Raw genomic sequence first — 15,054 nt, forward strand, 5'->3', positions numbered from 1 at the left:
CTCCTTCCCTACTCTCAAGGTAGGGAAGGAGGCCTTCACGGACCGCTAGCGGGACGCGAGATACGCCCGCCAGTCCCCCACCGCGGAGATGTCCGTCAGCTCGGCGGAGTCCACATAGGACGAACGCAGGACGGTCGCGAGACAGGCCGCGCCGTCCGCCAGTTCGACGACGCCGAGCTCCAGTTCCGGCGGCTCGGCGGGGACCAGGTGGTCCCGCAACACCGAAAGCGGCAGGTCGTAGACCTCGCCGACCACGGAGGCGGAGCCGCCTTCGTACATCGCCGGGAACCGGTCGCCCACGGAGAAGTAGCGGTATTTGGGCGCGGACCGGGCCACGCAGCACAACGGCGCGCCCTGCAACTGTTCGTGCAGCGGTCCGCCGCGCATCCCGCCGCCGTTGAGGAACATCAGAACCACGACATGATCCCTTCGATCCCGAAGTACACCCCGAACACCGCGGCCAGGATCCCGAGGATCCAGCCGATCTCGCGGATCTTGCCCTTGCAGATCTTGATCAGCACGTACGCGACCAGTCCGGCGCCGATCCCGTTGGTGATCGAGTAGGTGAACGGGATCAACGCGATGGTCAGGAACACCGGGATCGCGAAGTCCAGGTCCTGCCATGGGATCCGGCGGCATTGCGCCATCATCATGCCGCCGATGACCACCAGCGCGGGTGCCGCGGCCTGCGCCGGGACGACGGCCGCGATCGGGGTCAGGAACAGCGTGGCGGTGAACAGCCCGCCGGTGACGATGCTCGCCAGTCCGGTCCGCGCGCCTTCGCCGACACCGGCGGCCGATTCGAGGAACACCGTGTTCGGCGCCGATCCGGTGACGCCGCCGGCGAGCGCGCCCGCGCCGTCGACCAGCAGGATCCGGCCCATCCCCTCGACCTTGCCGTTCTTGACCAGCCCCGCCTCCTCCGAGACGGACGTGATCGTGCCCATCGCGTCGAAGAATCCGGAAAGCACCAGCGTGAACAGGAACACCGCCGCCGTCACCGCGCCCGCCGACCCGAATCCGCCGAAGAGATCGATGTCGCCCAGCAGGCTGAAATCGGGATGCGCCACGACCTGGTCGGGCACCTTGGGTTCGACGAGTCCCCAGCCCTCGACGTGGAACACGCTGTTGACCAGCACCGCGAGCCCGGTCGCGACCGCGATGCTGATCAGCACCGCGCCCGGTACGCCGCGGCTCACGAGCACGATCATCAGCAGCAGCCCGAGGCAGAAGATCGCGATCGGCCAGCCCTCCAGATGGCCGGCGATCCCCATCCGCACCGGCACCGTCGACTGGGCGGCGTCCGGTGTGCGGGTCACGAAGCCGGCACTGACCAGGCCGACCAGCGCGATGTAGAGCCCGATGCCGACGGTGATCGCGACCTTGAGCGCCATCGGGATCGCGTTGATGATCCGTTCCCGGATACCGGAAACGGCCATCAACACGATGCAGAAGCCTTCGAGGACGACGAGCCCGAAGGCCTGCGCCCACGTCATGGCCGGAGCCATCTGGAAGGCGACGACCCCGTTGACACCGAGGCCCGCCGCGAGGGCCAGCGGCGCGTTGCCGACCAGTCCCATCAGGATCGTGGTGACCCCCGCCGCCAGCGCGGTCGCGGTCGTGATCGCCTCGGTGCTCAGCCGGGCGCCGGTGATGTCGGCCGACGCGCCGAGGATGAGCGGGTTGAGCAACACGATGTAGCACATCGCGACGAAGGTGGTGATCCCGCCGCGCACCTCGCGGCCGATCGTGCTGCCGCGGTGGGAGATCTTGAACCAGCGGTCGAGCCCGGACAGCCGCCCCGGCTCGGGCGAGGGCAGCGGGGGACGCTCTGTACCTAATTGGGTCATGCCTACTCCACAACGTTGTGGGGCGGGAAGATTTGCTCAGTAGGCCTTCTTGTCGGGTTTCGACAGCCAGGCCTGGAAGGGCGCGAAAGAGTCCGGAAGGGACAGCTGGCCGACGGGTAGTGACCAGGTCTCGCGCGGGCGGGAAAAGAGGTCGTAGAACTCGCGGTCGTCGAAGCCCGCCTCGGCCGCGTCGTGGCGGTCCGCGGCGTAGACGACCTTGCCGACACGCGCCCAGAGCGCGGCGGAAAGGCAGAGCGGGCAGGGCTCGCAGGAGGTCACGAGGACACAGCCGTCGAGTTTGTAGTCGCCGATCGCCTGGCAGGCCGCGCGGATCGCAACCACCTCGGCGTGCGCCGTCGGGTCCAGCGTCGGCGTCACCTGGTTGGTGCCGGTGGCCAGCACCGAACCGTCACGGACGATCATCGCGCCGAACGGGCCGCCGCCGCGTTCGACGTTCGTGGTGGCCAGCTGGACGGCTTCGGCGAGCCATTTCTGCTCGTCGGACTCCGAAATGGACAGACGGGTACCCACGGATGTGCTCCTAGTTCGAAAAAGTACGGATTGTCAGGTGCCGGTGAGGTGTTCCGGGCGCACCGGAACGCGGGGCAGCGCCAGCCCGGTGGCCGCGCGGATGGCCGCGACGATCGCCGGGGTGGACGAGATCGTCGGCGGTTCACCGACCCCGCGCAGACCATACGGCGCGTTGGGGTCGGGCCGTTCCAGCACGTCGATGTCCATCGGCGGCATGTCCAGCACGGTCGGGATCAGGTAGTCGGTGAACGACGGGTTGCGGATCTTCCCGCCGTCGATCTGGATCTCCTCCATCACCGCGAGCCCGAGCCCCTGCGCGGAGCCGCCCTGGATCTGGCCGAGCACCGCCTGCGGGTTGAGCGCCTTGCCGACGTCCTGCGCGCAGTCGAGCGCGACGACCTTGATCAGCCCGAGTTCGGTGTCGACGTCCACGACCGCGCGGTGTGCCGCGAAGCCGTACTGGACGTGCGCGTTCCCTTGTCCCGTCTCGGGATCGATGGGCGCGGTCGGACGGTGGCGCCATTCCACGGTCTCGTCGAAGACCTCGTCGCCGAGGATGTCGGCGAGGTCCGCGAGCACACTGCCGTCGGCCGAAACGACCTTGTTCCCGACGACGTTCAGCTTCCCGTTCGCGTCGAGCCTGCCCGCGAGATGCTTGTGCAGCCCGGATCGCACCGCGACGCAAGCGGCCTGGACGGCGCCACCGGTGACGTAACTCTGCCGGGAGGCCGACGTCGAACCGCCGTTGCCGATGGTGGTGTCCATCGGCAGGATCGTCACCTGCTCGATGCCGAGTTCGGTCCGCACGATCTGCTGCATGATCGTGACCAGGCCCTGGCCGACCTCGCAGGCCGCGGTGTGCACGGTCGCCGCGGGTTCGCCGCCGACGAGTTGCAGCCGGACGCGGGCCGTCGAGTAGTCGTCGAAGCCCTCGGAGAAGCAGATGTTCTTGATGCCGACCGCGTATCCGACACCGCGAACGACGCCCTCGCCGTGGGTGGTGTTGGAAACGCCGCCGGGCATGCGGCGCAGGTCGAGAACCTTGTCCTGGACAGGAAGCGGTTTCGCGCGCAGACGTTCCAGCAGTTCGGCGACCGGGGCGGCCGAGTCGACGATCTGACCGGTCGGCATGACGCTGCCTTCGGCCATCGCGTTGCGGATCCGGATGTCGACCGGGTCGATCCCGCACGCCTCGGCGAGCTTGTCCATCTGAGACTCGTAGGCGAAACCCGCCTGCACGGCGCCGAAACCACGCATCGCGCCACAAGGCGGGTTGTTGGTGTACACGCCCCAGCAGTCGACCGAAGCACTGTCCACATTGTACGGACCGACACCGAGCGTGGCGGCGTTCGCCACCACCGCGCCGGTCGACGAGGCGTACGCGCCACCGTCCAGGTACAGCTTCGCCTTCACGTAGACGAGACGGCCGTCCTTGTCCGCGCCGTGCTCGTAGTACATCTTCGCCGGGTGGCGGTGCACGTGGCCGTAGAAGGATTCCTCGCGGTTGTAGACCATCTTGACCGGCTTGCCGGTGTGCAACGCCAGCAGACACGCGTGAACCTGGATCGAGAGGTCCTCGCGGCCACCGAACGCGCCGCCGACCCCGCCGAGCGTCAGCCGCACCTTGTCCTTGGGCAGCCCCAGCGCGGCGACGATCTGCTGCTGGTCGACGTGAAGCCACTGCGTGGCAACGTAAAGGTCGACACCGCCTTCGGTGTCCGGGATCGCCATACCGGACTCGGGGCCGAGGAAGGCCTGGTCCTGCATGCCGACCTCGTAGACCCCGGACACCACGACGTCGGCCTTCACCGACTGGTCGCCGTGCCGGATCTTCGCGTACCGCACGACGTTCCCGCCGGGGTGCAGCTCGGCGCCTTCGCCGGCGGCGGCCTTCTCGGAATCCGTCACCGGTTCGAGGACCTCGTAGGAGACCTTGATCCGCTTCATCGCTCGGCGAGCGGTCTCGGGGTGGTCCGCGGCGACGAGCGCGACGGGCTCGCCCTCATACCGCACGACGTCGACGGCGAGCACCGGCTGGTCGGAGTGCTCCAGGCCGTACTTGTTCACGCCGGGCACGTCTTCATGGGTCAGCACCGCGTAGACACCTTGCACGGCAAGGGCTTCGGTGATGTCGATCCCGGTGATCCGCGCGTACGGATGCGGGCTGCGCAGCGTCGCGCCCCACAGCATGTCCTCGTGCCACAGATCCGAGGAGTAGGCGAATTCGCCGCGCACCTTGACCGTGCCGTCGGGCCGCTGCGGACTCGTCCCCACCCCGTTGCCGGTGGTCTGCTTGGAGACTTCAGTGGTGGTCATACCGTCTCCCTCAGCCGCGCGCTGGCCACGGCCAGCTCGCGTGCGATCTCGTCTTCGGATTCCTCGCGCAGCGTTCCCCCGTCGACGACGGTCGCGCCGCCGACGTACAGCCGCTCGACCGGCGGAGTCGTGCCGAGCACCAAGGCGGCGACCGGGTCGGTGATCCCGGCGTAGTTCAGGCCGTTCAGGTTCCAGACAGCGAGGTCCGCGAGCTTGCCGGTCTCGATCGAGCCCAAGTCCTTCTCGCGGCCCAGGCAGCGCGCGCCGCCCATCGTGCCCATCCACAGCGCTTCCCGCGTGGTCAGCCCGCGTGGTCCTCCGCGCTGCCGCGCCTGCAACAGCGCCTGGTGCAGTTCCTCGCCGAGACCACCGGATTCGTTGGAGGCGGCGCCGTCTACGCCCAGCCCGACCGCGACCCCGGCGTCGAGCAGTTGCCGGACCGGCGCGATCCCGGCGCCGATCCGCCCGTTCGACGTCGGGCAGTGCGCCGCGCCGGTGCCGGTGGCGCCCAGCCGCCGGATCGCGTCCGGGGCGAGGTGGATCGAGTGCGCGAGCCAGACGTCACTGGCGAGCCAGCCGAGTTTGTCGGCGTACTCCGCGGGCGTGCAGCCGACTTCGGCGAGGCACTGCTTCTCCTCGTCGACCGTCTCGGCGAGGTGCGTGTGGAGCCGGACTCCCTTGCGGCGCGCCAATTCCGCCGCGCCGGTCATCAGCCGCTCGCTCACCGAGAACGGCGAGCACGGACCGGCCGCGATCTGCAGATGCGCGCCGGCGGACCTGTCGTGGAACCGGTCGATCGCGGCTTCGGTGCCGAGCAGCGCGGCCTCGGTCTCCTCGACGAGGTTGTCCGGCGGGAGCCCGCCCTGGGACTCGCCCCGGTCCATCGAGCCGCGCACCACGTGCAGTCGCACCCCGACGCGGATCCGGGCGGCGGCGAGCGCTTCGACCTGGTCGCCGCCGTCACGCGGGAAGACGTAGTGGTGGTCGGCGACGGTGGTGCAGCCGGTGGTCGCGAGGCGCGTGAGACCCGCCGTGGCGGCGGCGTGCGTGATCTCGGCGTCGAGCCTGCCCCAGATCGGGTACAGCGCGACGAGCCATTCGAAGAGGGTGTGGTCGGCGGCGAGGCCGCGCGTGGCCCACTGGTAGAGATGATGATGGGTGTTGATCAGACCGGGCGTGACCAGGCATCCGGAGCCGTCGACGCGTTCGTCGTACTCGCCGTCGGGCGCCTTCCCCGCGCCGACCGCCGCGATGCGGTCGTTCTCGATGACGACGTGACCCGAGGCGTGCTCGGTGCCCGCTCCGTCGACGGTGGCGATCGCGGCGTTCTCGATGACGGTCTTCACGTGGTCTCTCCCCTGGTCGCGGCCAGCCGGACGGCGTCGAGGATCTTCTCGTAGCCGGTACACCGGCAGAGGTTCCCCGCCAGCGCCTCGCGAATCTCCTCATCCGCGGGGTTCTCGACGCGGTTGAGCAGATCGTGCGCGGCCACCACGAGGCCGGGGGTGCAGAAACCACATTGGACGGCCCCCGCGTCCACAAAGGACTGTTGGACGCGGTCCAGCTTGTCGCCGTCGGCGAGTCCTTCGACCGTGCGGACCTCGCGGCCCTCGACCTGACCGGCCGCGACCAGGCACGAACACACCGGGACGTCGTCGAGGTACACCGTGCACGAACCGCATTCGCCCTGTTCACAGGCGTTCTTGGAGCCAGGGAGCCCGAGCCGCTCGCGGAGCACGTAGAGCAGGCTCTCGCCCTCCCAGACGTCGTCGGCCTGGCGGGACTCACCGTTGATCGTCACGTTCACGCGCACTCGCGTTCACCCTTCTGGAAGTCGTTCCACGCCCAGGTCAGCGTTCGCCGCGCCAGGACGGACAGCGCGTGCTTGCGGTAGTCGGCACTGCCGCGGACGTCGTCGATCGGCGACGCCGCCTGTGAGACCAGCTCGCCGAACCGGCGTTTGACCGAATCCGTGAGGGAAGTCTTGGTGGACCACGGAAGTTCGGCGGCGAGGAACTCCTCGGCGGCGGTCGCGCGACGCGGCGTCGGCGCCGCCGAACCGACGGCGGCGCGGATCTCGCGAGAGTCGAGGTGCAGCGCCAGCGCGAACGAGCACACCGCGATGACCATCGCGTTGCGCGTCCCGACCTTGGCGAACTGCTGCGGGCCGATTCCGGCGGGCAGATGTACCGCGGTGATCAGCTCGTCGGGTTCGAGGGCGTTGCGTTTGACGCCGAGGTAGAACTCCTCGGCCGGGATCCTCCGCGTGCCGCGCACCGACGCGGCCTCGACCTCGGCGCCGAGTACGAGCAGCACGGGATGGGTGTCACCGGCGGGCGAGGCTGCGCCCAGGTTGCCGCCGACGGTGCCACGATTGCGGATCTGCGGCGAGCCGACCGTGCGCGAGGCCATGGCCAGCGCGGGCAGAACTTCACCCAGCTCAGCGATCACCCGGACGTAGGGCACCGAGGCGCCGAGGCGGATCCTGCCGTCGGTCTCGGTCCACTCGGCGAGTTCGGTGACGCGGTTGAGGTCGAGCAGCGCGCCGGGGCGGCGGTGGTCGAAGTTGAGCTCCACCATGACGTCCGTGCCGCCCGCGATGGGCACCGCGTCGGGTCGCTCGGCCTTGACGGCGAGCGCCTCGGTCAGCGAGCTGGGGCGCAGGAAATCCACTCTCGGGCTCCTCGGTTCGGCGGTGTTCTGTGACGGCTGCCTCAGTAGACGCCCTGCGCCCGTATGGCGGCAACGGTGCCGAAGCATGAAATCTCCCCTGCACACACCTGTCGTTTTGTGCTTTCCTACAAACCTGATGACGACCGTGAAAACTCTGCTCGCGCTCCCCGGGCTGCGCTTGCGCGTCCGCGCCGGGACGGCTTTGCTCGACCGTCCGGTGTCCCGGATCTACGTCACGGAACTGCCCGATCCCGGGCGGTACGTGTCGGCGGGCGAGTTCGTCCTGAGCGGGTTGCTGTGGTGGCGCGGGCCGGGTGATTCGGAGGCTTTCGTCGCCGCGCTGGCGAAAGCCGGGGCTGCGGCGCTCGCGGCTTCCGGAGCCGATTCCGACGGAATTCCCGAAGACCTCGTCGAAGCCTGTACGCGGCACGGGATTCCGTTGCTGGAGGTGCCGGCGGATCTGTCGTTCTCCGTGGTCACCGAACGGGTGGTGCTGGCGTTGGCCGCGGCCGCGGACGGTGCTCGCAAACGTTTGCTTTCAGCCGCGACGGAAGACGCGTCGGTGGAAACGCTGCTGGAGCGGGCACACGCGGAGATCGGCCTCCCGTGCCGAGTGGTGCCCGCCGGGACGCCGTCGGATCTGGTGCGGCGGTTCGTCGCGGCGGGCGGACGTTCCCTGGAGGCGGACGACGTCACCGTGCGGCCGATCGGCGGCAGGCACGCGCTGCCGTGGCTGCTCGCGATCGGCGGGCCGCTGACCGCCGCGCAGGCGGAGATCGCCGAGGAGCTCGCCGGACTGATCGGGCTCGCGCGCACGCGGGCGGACGAGGTCCGCGCCGTCACCGACAGGGTGCTCGAACCGTTGCTCGCCGCACTCGACGAGGGAAGCGATCCGCACGCGGCGCTGACCGCGACCGGGCTGCGCGGCGATCTGCGCGTCGTCGTCGCACGCACCGAGGGATCCGAAGCGGCACGCGGGATCCTCACCGAACTACTGCCGCCGGGCGCCCTCGTCGGGCCCGCGGGGGAAACGACCTGGGCCGTGGCCGAGGACGACGGCGAATGGCCGGAGGACTGGCCCGCGACAGTGACCACCACACTCGAAGAAGTGGCGTCACTGCTGCCGTGCCGCCGGGTGCTGATCGGGATCAGCGACCGCTCCCCGGTCTCCATGCTGCGAGGCGCGAAGGAGGTCGCGCGCTACGCGTTGGCCGTCGCGACGGAACGGCCCGGCACGATCGAAGTCGTCCCCGGCGGCGAGATCGGCATGCACCGGCTGCTGCTGGCGGGCGCGCCCGACGATCTCCGGGCGGCGTTGCGGCGACGGGTACTGGGCCCGCTGCTGAGCTACGACGCCGAACAGGGCACCGATCTGGTGCACACCCTGCGCGTCTTCCTGGAATGCTCCGGCTCCCCGACGCGGGCCGCGCGGGCGCTGCACGTCCACGTCAACACCTTGCGGTACCGGATCGGCCGGGCGAGCGAACTGCTCGGCACCGACCTGACCGAGTTCACCGAACAGCTCGACGTCTATTTGGCCTTGTCGGCAGGGAGCTGAAATGGGCATCACCACGGCGAAAGAAGCCGCCTACGACCCGCGAGTCGTCGCCTTCGGGCGGATGATGGGCGCGGCGAACCGGCTCGAATACCTGCTCGGCCGCGCACTGGAGGCCGAATGCGGGATCTCGCACCTGATGTTCGAAGTCCTGCTGATCGTCGGCAGGTCCGGCGAGGCAGGGATGAGCATGCGCGCGATCGCGCAGGAGCAGGTGCTGACCACCGGCGGCGCGACCCGGCTGGTCGACCGGATGACGACGCTCGGCCTCGTCGTCCGCGCCAACGATCCCGAAGACCGCCGCGTGCAACTCGTCCGGCTGACGGGCAAGGGCGAGGAGACGACCGTGCGGGCCGCGCGAGTGCACGTCGAAAACATCCAGCGGCAGTTCCTCGACCCACTGCCCGCCGATCATCGCGAACAGTTCACCCAGGATCTGCGGACGCTGAGCCATTCGGCACGTGACGCACTCCCCAAGCTCCGGTAGGAATACCTGACTGGTCAGGCATCGTTGAAGCTCGACATGAGACTCATCTATGTCTTCGACGCGTACTGCGGCTGGTCCTACGGCTTCGCCAGGACCATGGCCGACGTCGCACACCGGCATCCGGACCTGCCGGTCGAAGTGGTGTCCGGCGGCCTGTTCCTCGGCGGGCGCCGCGTACCGATCCGGCAATTCGGCTACGTCCGAGGAGCCAACGCCGAGATCACCCGCCGGACCGGCGCGCCGTTCGGGGAAAGCTACGAACGGCTCATCGCGGACGGCGACTTCGTCATGGACTCCGAGGCCGCCGCCTGCGGGATGGCGGCACTGCGCGAGGTCGCGCCGGACCGCGCGGTACGGCTCGCGGCCTTGCTACAGGAGGCTTTCTACCTCGACGGCCTGAGCCTGTCCGAGGTCTCGACCTACCGCGTGGTCGCGCAGCGGGCGGGCCTGGACGGCGACGCCGTCGAGGCCGCGCTGGACCGGGTCTCCGCGGCGGACGATTTCCGGCGGGCGCGAGAACTGGGTGTCACCGGATACCCGACCTTGCTCGCCGACCTTCCTGGGGAACGAGTGGTAACGCTGGTCGCCGGGAACGCGAGCGCGGACGAGGTGGAGCGGCGGATCGGCGCGCTGGTTTCCTAAACTCCGAGCATGCCTTCGACACTTCGACCGGCGACACCCGCGGACGCCGACGCCGTCGCGAAGATCTGGTACCACGGCTGGCAGGACGGCCACCTCGGCAACGTGCCCGACGAGCTCGTCCGCATCCGCACCCGTGAGTCGTTCTGGAAACGGGCCGCGGAACGGGTCGGCGACACGACCATGGCTTTGGTGAGCGGCGAGGTGGCGGGATTCGTCATGGTCGTCGGCGACGAGGTCGAACAGGTCTACGTCTCGTCGGACCATCGCGGGAGCGGCGTGGCGGGCGTGCTGCTCGCGGAAGCCGAACGACTGGTGAGCACGGGCGGCCATTCGCGCGCTTGGCTCGCGGTGGCGCCGGGGAATGCCCGAGCGCGGCGGTTTTACGAGCGGTGCGGGTGGAGTGACGAGGGCGAGTTCGACAACCGGATTTCCGGCCCGGATGGGCTGATTTCAGTACCCTGTCGGCGTTACGTGAAGAGTTTCGCAATTAGGTGACTAATTGCGCCGCTGCGCGCGGTAGTGAGTAATTCCTGATGGTTCACTCTTCAGTGGTGAATGCGTCGTTTCGGCGGTTGCGTAAAATTACGAACGCTTGTTCGATTGTTTTGCGGTATTCTTGAGGGGTGTCCGAGACTTTTCTTCCCGAGTTGCCGCAGGAACTGTGGCGCGCCGGCAAGCTGGAGCTTGCCCACGGTGTGCAGCAGTCGTTGCAGGTGATCAGGATGGCTACCGCCGGGTTGGGGCAGTTCTTGGCGGAGGTCGAGTCTCGGGGCGTCAAAGACCTGTACGGCTATGGCCGCACGGCCAACTGGTTCGCCGATATAGCAGGATTATCGGTCGGTGAGGCGCGTGCGGTAGTAAACCGGGCCATCGCCCTGAACCCCACGCGTGCTCTGGACGGCACCGAAGTTCCTGCTGTCGCGCCCGCCACCGCCGCGGTGGCCGCCGAGGGTTTGGTCGGGGATGAGCGGATCGATCAGATCCTGGAGATCTTGAAGAAGCTCCCGGCCGAGACTTCTGTTGAGGATCGGGTGAGTGCGGAGAAGATCCTCGCCACCCTCGCCCGCGACGCCGGTCCCCGCCAGCTGGTGGACGCCGAAGCGAACCTGCTCGCGTGGCTGGACCCGGACGGTAACGAACCGAAAGATCCCGAACCTACTGAGCCGCGCCGGGAGATCACGCTGGAGCGCCGTAAGGACGGGTTCTGGAAACTGACCGGTCTTCTCGATGATGAGACGGGTGCCCGCACCGCGGCGGCTTTGGAGGCGTATGCGCAACCACGCCCGGTGGACGAGTTCGGCCAAGCCGATCTGCGGATGAAATGCGAACGCATGGGTGATGCGTGGGTCGACATCCTGGGCTTGGCGATCGCCTGCCCGGACCAGCCCGGGACCAGCGGCTACCGCACCCTGCTGCAGGTCACCATCGGACTCGACGCACTCAAAACCGGCCTCGGCACCGCCTGCCTGGACTTCGTCGGGACGATGACCGCCCGCGAAGCCCGACTTGCCGCCTGCGACTGCCTCATGCTCCCGATCGTCATGAGCGCCGCCGGGGAACCCCTCGATGTGGGACGGTTGCGACGGTTCGTCACCCCAGGCCAACGCCGAGCCTTGAACATCCGGGACGGTGGCTGCGCGTTCCCTGGGTGTCACCGGCGGCCCAGGAACTGCCACGCTCACCACATTCATCACTGGGCAGACGGAGGTCCCACCGATCTCCGGAACCTGGTGCTGCTGTGCGGTTTTCATCACCGGCTGATCCACCACGGTGACTGGCAAGTCCGGATGGCCGCCGACGGGTTACCCGAGTTCATCCCGCCCCAATACCGAGATCCGCTCCGAAAACCCCGGCGCAACACCCTCCACCACGTGTAACCCGAGGAGCCCGCCAGCCAGCCACACCGGCGACGGGCCCCTCGCCATGCCCAGCGGACTTGAAGTACATGAAGGACCCCTTCCTTGCGCCTAGGTACAGGAAGGGGTCCTTCACGTACCCGGGAGCGCGTAAAGGCCTCCTTCACGCGCTCAAGTTGTGACTGCCGGTGCCACCGAGATTTCCCGTTCCGTGGCCAGCAGAACGCCCCGACCGAAGCCCCACGTGACCGGACCGATCACGCAAGACCGCGTGGATTCCGGTCATCCAACGCACCAAAATCCACACAGTCCGCTTCTCACCTCCGCGTCACACGGTCCGCCGCGCGTAACCGTCCAATTCGGACCGGGTGAACGAAAGCTCCCCCACGTCCACGGCCCCGCAATCCAGACCCCGCAACAGGAAACTCGCCAGAGCCTGAGCGGTCGCAGGTTCGTCCAGGACCCCGCGCCCGGTCTGGTCCGCGTAGTCCCGCAATCGGCCCAGTGCCGCTGGGAAACCCTCGCGGAAGAACGCGTAGGTGGCGGCGAACCGGGTCGGCAGCTGGTGCGGGTGCAGGTCCCAGCCCTGGTAGAAGCCGCGTTCCAGGGATCGCCGCACCAGCCGCAGATGTTCGCGCCAGGCGGGGAGGATCGCGTCGCCGACGGGCAGCTTGTTCGTCGAGCCGTCCGAGAGCCGGACGCCGGTCCCCGCGGCCGAGACCTGCATGAGCTGCTTGGCGAAATCGGCGGCCGGATGCTCCATGCTCTGGTACTCGGCGCTGATCCCGAGTCCGGCGCTGTAGTCGTAGGTCCCGTAGTGCAGGCCCGAACAGCGGCCGCGAGCGGCTTCGATGATCCGCGGCACCGCCACCGTCCCGTCGAGGTCCACAATGGACTGCGCGGTCTCGATCTGGACTTCGAATCGCAGCGTGCCGTCGGGCAGGCCGTACGCGGATTCGAGGCGCTCCAAGATATCCGCCGCCACTTCGACCTGCTCGACAGCGGTCACCTTCGGCAGTGTGACGACGAAACCGTCCGGCAGTGGCCCGCTTTCCAGCAACCCGGCAAGGAAGAGGTCGAGCGTGCGGATGCCGCGACGGCGGGTCGCCTGTTCGAAGCTCTTGAACCGGATGCCGACGAACGGTGTCCCGCCCGTGACGGCGAGGGTCCGTCCCGCGGCGAGCGCGGTGGCGTCCTCCTCGTCGTCGCCCGGCCTGCCGAGGCCGTCTTCGAAGTCGATCCGCAGATCCTCGATCGGCTCGGTCAGGAGTTTGGTCCGGACCCGGTCGGCGATGTCCGCGTCCAAGTTCAGTTGATCGGCGTGCTCGCCGAAGACCCGCAGTGCCTGCTTGCCCCAGTCCGCCACGAGCCGCGTCTTGTACTGCGACGCCGGCACGTACACGGTGTGCACGGGCTGGCGGCCGGGCGGCTCACCGGGATATTTGGCCGCGACGCGCGCATCGGCCTCGGCGAGGCGCGCGTCAGCGGCGGTGTAAACGTCTTCGGTGAGCCGCCCGTTCCCCATCTGTCTACTTGATCCGTTCGTAGGCGGGCAGGGTCAGGAAGTCCGGGAACTCGTCGGCGAGCGCGACCTGCTCGAACAGCTCGACGGCGGGCTCCAGCAGTTCCGGCTTGATCTCGGCGGCCAGTTCTTGACGAACTTCAGTCAAAACGCCGCGCACCAGCTCTTCGGTGACCTTGTCGCCGGTGTCGAGCCGGGTGCCGTTGCGCACCCACTGCCACACCTGCGAACGCGAGATCTCCGCGGTCGCCGCGTCCTCCATCAGGTTGTGGATGGCGGCCGCGCCGTTCCCGCCAAGCCAGGAGGCGATGTAGCGGATGCCGACGTCGACGGCGGCGCGCAGACCGGCAGCGGTGGCGCCACCCGGCGTCGAAGCCGCGTCGAGCAGCTGGTCGGCGGTGACGGACACCTCGTCGCGGGTGCGGTCGAGCTGGTTCGGCTTGTCGCCGAGGACCTTGTCGAACTCCTCGCGGCAGATGTCCACCATGCCGGGGTGCGCGACCCAGGAACCGTCGAAGCCGTCGCCAGCCTCACGGCTCTTGTCGGCGCGGACCTTGTCGAGCGCGGCCGCGGTGACCTCCGGGTCCTTGCGGTTCGGGATGAACGCGGCCATGCCGCCGATCGCGAACGCACCCCGCTTGTGGCAGGTGCGCACCAGCAGTTCGGTGTACGCGCGCATGAACGGCGCGGTCATGGTGACCGAGTTCCGGTCCGGCAGCACGAACTTCTCGCCCGCGTCGCGGAAGTACTTGATGACGCTGAACAGGTAGTCCCAGCGGCCGGCGTTCAGGCCGGAGGCGTGCTCGCGCAGTTCGTAGAGGATCTCCTCCATCTCGAACGCGGCCGGGATGGTCTCGATCAGCACGGTCGCGCGGACGGTGCCGTGGGAGATGCCGAGCGTCTTCTCCGCGTGGGTGAAGACGTCGTTCCAGAGCCGCGCTTCGAGGTGGCTCTCCATCTTCGGCAGGTAGAAGTACGGGCCCTTGCCGCGGTTGAGCAGCTCCTGCGCGTTGTGGAAGAAGTACAGGCCGAAGTCGACCAGCGCGCCGACGGCCTGGCGTCCGCCGAAGGACAGGCCACGCTCGTCGAGGTGCCAGCCGCGCGGGCGGACGACGATGGTCGCGTGCTCGACGTCGTCCTTCAGCGAATAGCTCTTGCCGCCACTTTCCAGCGTGATGGTCTCGCGGACCGCGTCGTACAGGTTGACCTGGCCGGAGACGACGTTCGCCCAGTGCGGTGTGTTGGCGTCCTCGAGGTCGGCGAGCCAGACCTTGGCGCCGGAGTTCAGCGCGTTGATGGTCATCTTGCGGTCGGTCGGACCGGTGATCTCGACGCGGCGATCGCGCAGCGCGGGCGGGGCCTCGGCCACCTGCCAGTCGCCTTCGCGGATCTCCTTGGTCTCGGGCAGGAAGTCGAGTTTGCCGGTGGTCCTTGCCTCCTCGCGGCGCTTGCCCCTGGCCTGCAGCAGCTCGTCGCGGCGGGCGGCGAAGGCCTCGTGCAGGCCGGCGAGGAAGGCGAGTGCCTCCGGCGTGAGGATTTCGTCCCCGCGCTCGACCGGATCGCCGAGCACCTGAGCTTCAGACATGAGTAACACCCCGAGTTCGGATAAACAGTGACATCCC

Annotated in this window: 14 protein-coding genes; 5 read left to right on the forward strand and 9 right to left on the reverse strand. The window is 68.6% G+C overall.

Translation table 11 applies throughout. From position 1 onward, the window contains the following. Positions 1-45: 45 nt before the first annotated feature. The 7 genes from DL991_RS23715 to DL991_RS23745 are packed head-to-tail and all read right to left on the reverse strand — an operon-like array spanning position 46 to position 7,370. Positions 46-417, reverse strand: a complete 372-nt coding sequence (locus DL991_RS23715; protein ID WP_125786537.1) for a gamma-glutamylcyclotransferase — start codon at positions 415-417, stop codon at positions 46-48. Beyond that, positions 408-1,850, reverse strand: a complete 1,443-nt coding sequence (locus DL991_RS23720) for an NCS2 family permease (protein ID WP_125786538.1) — start codon at positions 1,848-1,850, stop codon at positions 408-410. Before DL991_RS23720 ends, DL991_RS23715 begins: the two co-directional genes overlap by 10 nt. A 36-nt stretch (positions 1,851-1,886) precedes the next feature. Next, positions 1,887-2,381 (reverse strand): nucleoside deaminase, encoded by a 495-nt coding sequence (locus tag DL991_RS23725; RefSeq protein ID WP_020630619.1) that lies wholly within the window; start codon positions 2,379-2,381, stop codon positions 1,887-1,889. Between the two features lie 33 nt (positions 2,382-2,414). Further along, positions 2,415-4,697, reverse strand: coding sequence for a xanthine dehydrogenase subunit D (gene pucD, locus DL991_RS23730; protein ID WP_125786539.1), 2,283 nt, complete (start codon positions 4,695-4,697; stop codon positions 2,415-2,417). Further along, positions 4,694-6,043 carry an 8-oxoguanine deaminase gene (locus DL991_RS23735; protein WP_125786540.1) on the reverse strand — a complete coding sequence of 450 codons (1,350 nt, stop codon included), beginning with the start codon at positions 6,041-6,043 and terminating at the stop codon, positions 4,694-4,696. The genes pucD and DL991_RS23735 overlap by 4 nt, the downstream gene beginning before the upstream one ends. After that, positions 6,040-6,510, reverse strand: a complete 471-nt coding sequence (locus tag DL991_RS23740; RefSeq protein ID WP_125786541.1) for a (2Fe-2S)-binding protein — start codon at positions 6,508-6,510, stop codon at positions 6,040-6,042. The genes DL991_RS23735 and DL991_RS23740 overlap by 4 nt, the downstream gene beginning before the upstream one ends. After that, positions 6,501-7,370, reverse strand: coding sequence for a xanthine dehydrogenase family protein subunit M (locus tag DL991_RS23745; RefSeq protein ID WP_125786542.1), 870 nt, complete (start codon positions 7,368-7,370; stop codon positions 6,501-6,503). The genes DL991_RS23740 and DL991_RS23745 overlap by 10 nt, the downstream gene beginning before the upstream one ends. A gap of 136 nt (positions 7,371-7,506) precedes the next feature. On the opposite strand from DL991_RS23745, the gene DL991_RS23750 reads away from it, so the two are divergent. From DL991_RS23750 to DL991_RS23770, 5 genes are all read left to right on the forward strand, one after another. Beyond that, positions 7,507-8,928 (forward strand): PucR family transcriptional regulator ligand-binding domain-containing protein, encoded by a 1,422-nt coding sequence (locus tag DL991_RS23750; RefSeq protein ID WP_125786543.1) that lies wholly within the window; start codon positions 7,507-7,509, stop codon positions 8,926-8,928. A 1-nt stretch (position 8,929) separates the two neighbouring features. Then, the gene (locus DL991_RS23755) at positions 8,930-9,412 is read left to right on the forward strand and encodes a MarR family winged helix-turn-helix transcriptional regulator (RefSeq protein ID WP_125786544.1); all 483 of its coding nucleotides are present in this window, start codon (positions 8,930-8,932) and stop codon (positions 9,410-9,412) included. Positions 9,413-9,448: 36 nt separating this feature from the next. Continuing rightward, positions 9,449-10,054 (forward strand): DsbA family protein, encoded by a 606-nt coding sequence (locus tag DL991_RS23760; RefSeq protein ID WP_125786545.1) that lies wholly within the window; start codon positions 9,449-9,451, stop codon positions 10,052-10,054. Between the two features lie 9 nt (positions 10,055-10,063). Further along, positions 10,064-10,549 (forward strand): GNAT family N-acetyltransferase, encoded by a 486-nt coding sequence (locus DL991_RS23765; RefSeq protein ID WP_125786546.1) that lies wholly within the window; start codon positions 10,064-10,066, stop codon positions 10,547-10,549. Positions 10,550-10,677: 128 nt separating this feature from the next. Next, complete coding sequence (locus DL991_RS23770; RefSeq protein WP_125786547.1) at positions 10,678-11,931, forward strand: HNH endonuclease signature motif containing protein; 1,254 nt, start codon at positions 10,678-10,680, stop codon at positions 11,929-11,931. A 307-nt stretch (positions 11,932-12,238) separates the two neighbouring features. Here the strand turns inward: DL991_RS23770 and DL991_RS23775 are convergent, their stop codons facing one another. Together DL991_RS23775 and aceB are read right to left on the reverse strand one after the other, a co-directional pair. Continuing rightward, on the reverse strand, positions 12,239-13,435 hold the full coding sequence (locus DL991_RS23775; protein ID WP_125786548.1) for an aldolase/citrate lyase family protein: 1,197 nt from the start codon (positions 13,433-13,435) through the stop codon (positions 12,239-12,241). Between the two features lie 4 nt (positions 13,436-13,439). Then, complete coding sequence (gene aceB, locus DL991_RS23780) at positions 13,440-15,017, reverse strand: malate synthase A (RefSeq protein WP_125786549.1); 1,578 nt, start codon at positions 15,015-15,017, stop codon at positions 13,440-13,442. Between the last annotated feature and the right edge of the window lie 37 nt (positions 15,018-15,054).

It is taken from the genome of Amycolatopsis sp. WAC 01375 (assembly GCF_003947325.1).
GTDB lineage: Bacteria > Actinomycetota > Actinomycetes > Mycobacteriales > Pseudonocardiaceae > Amycolatopsis.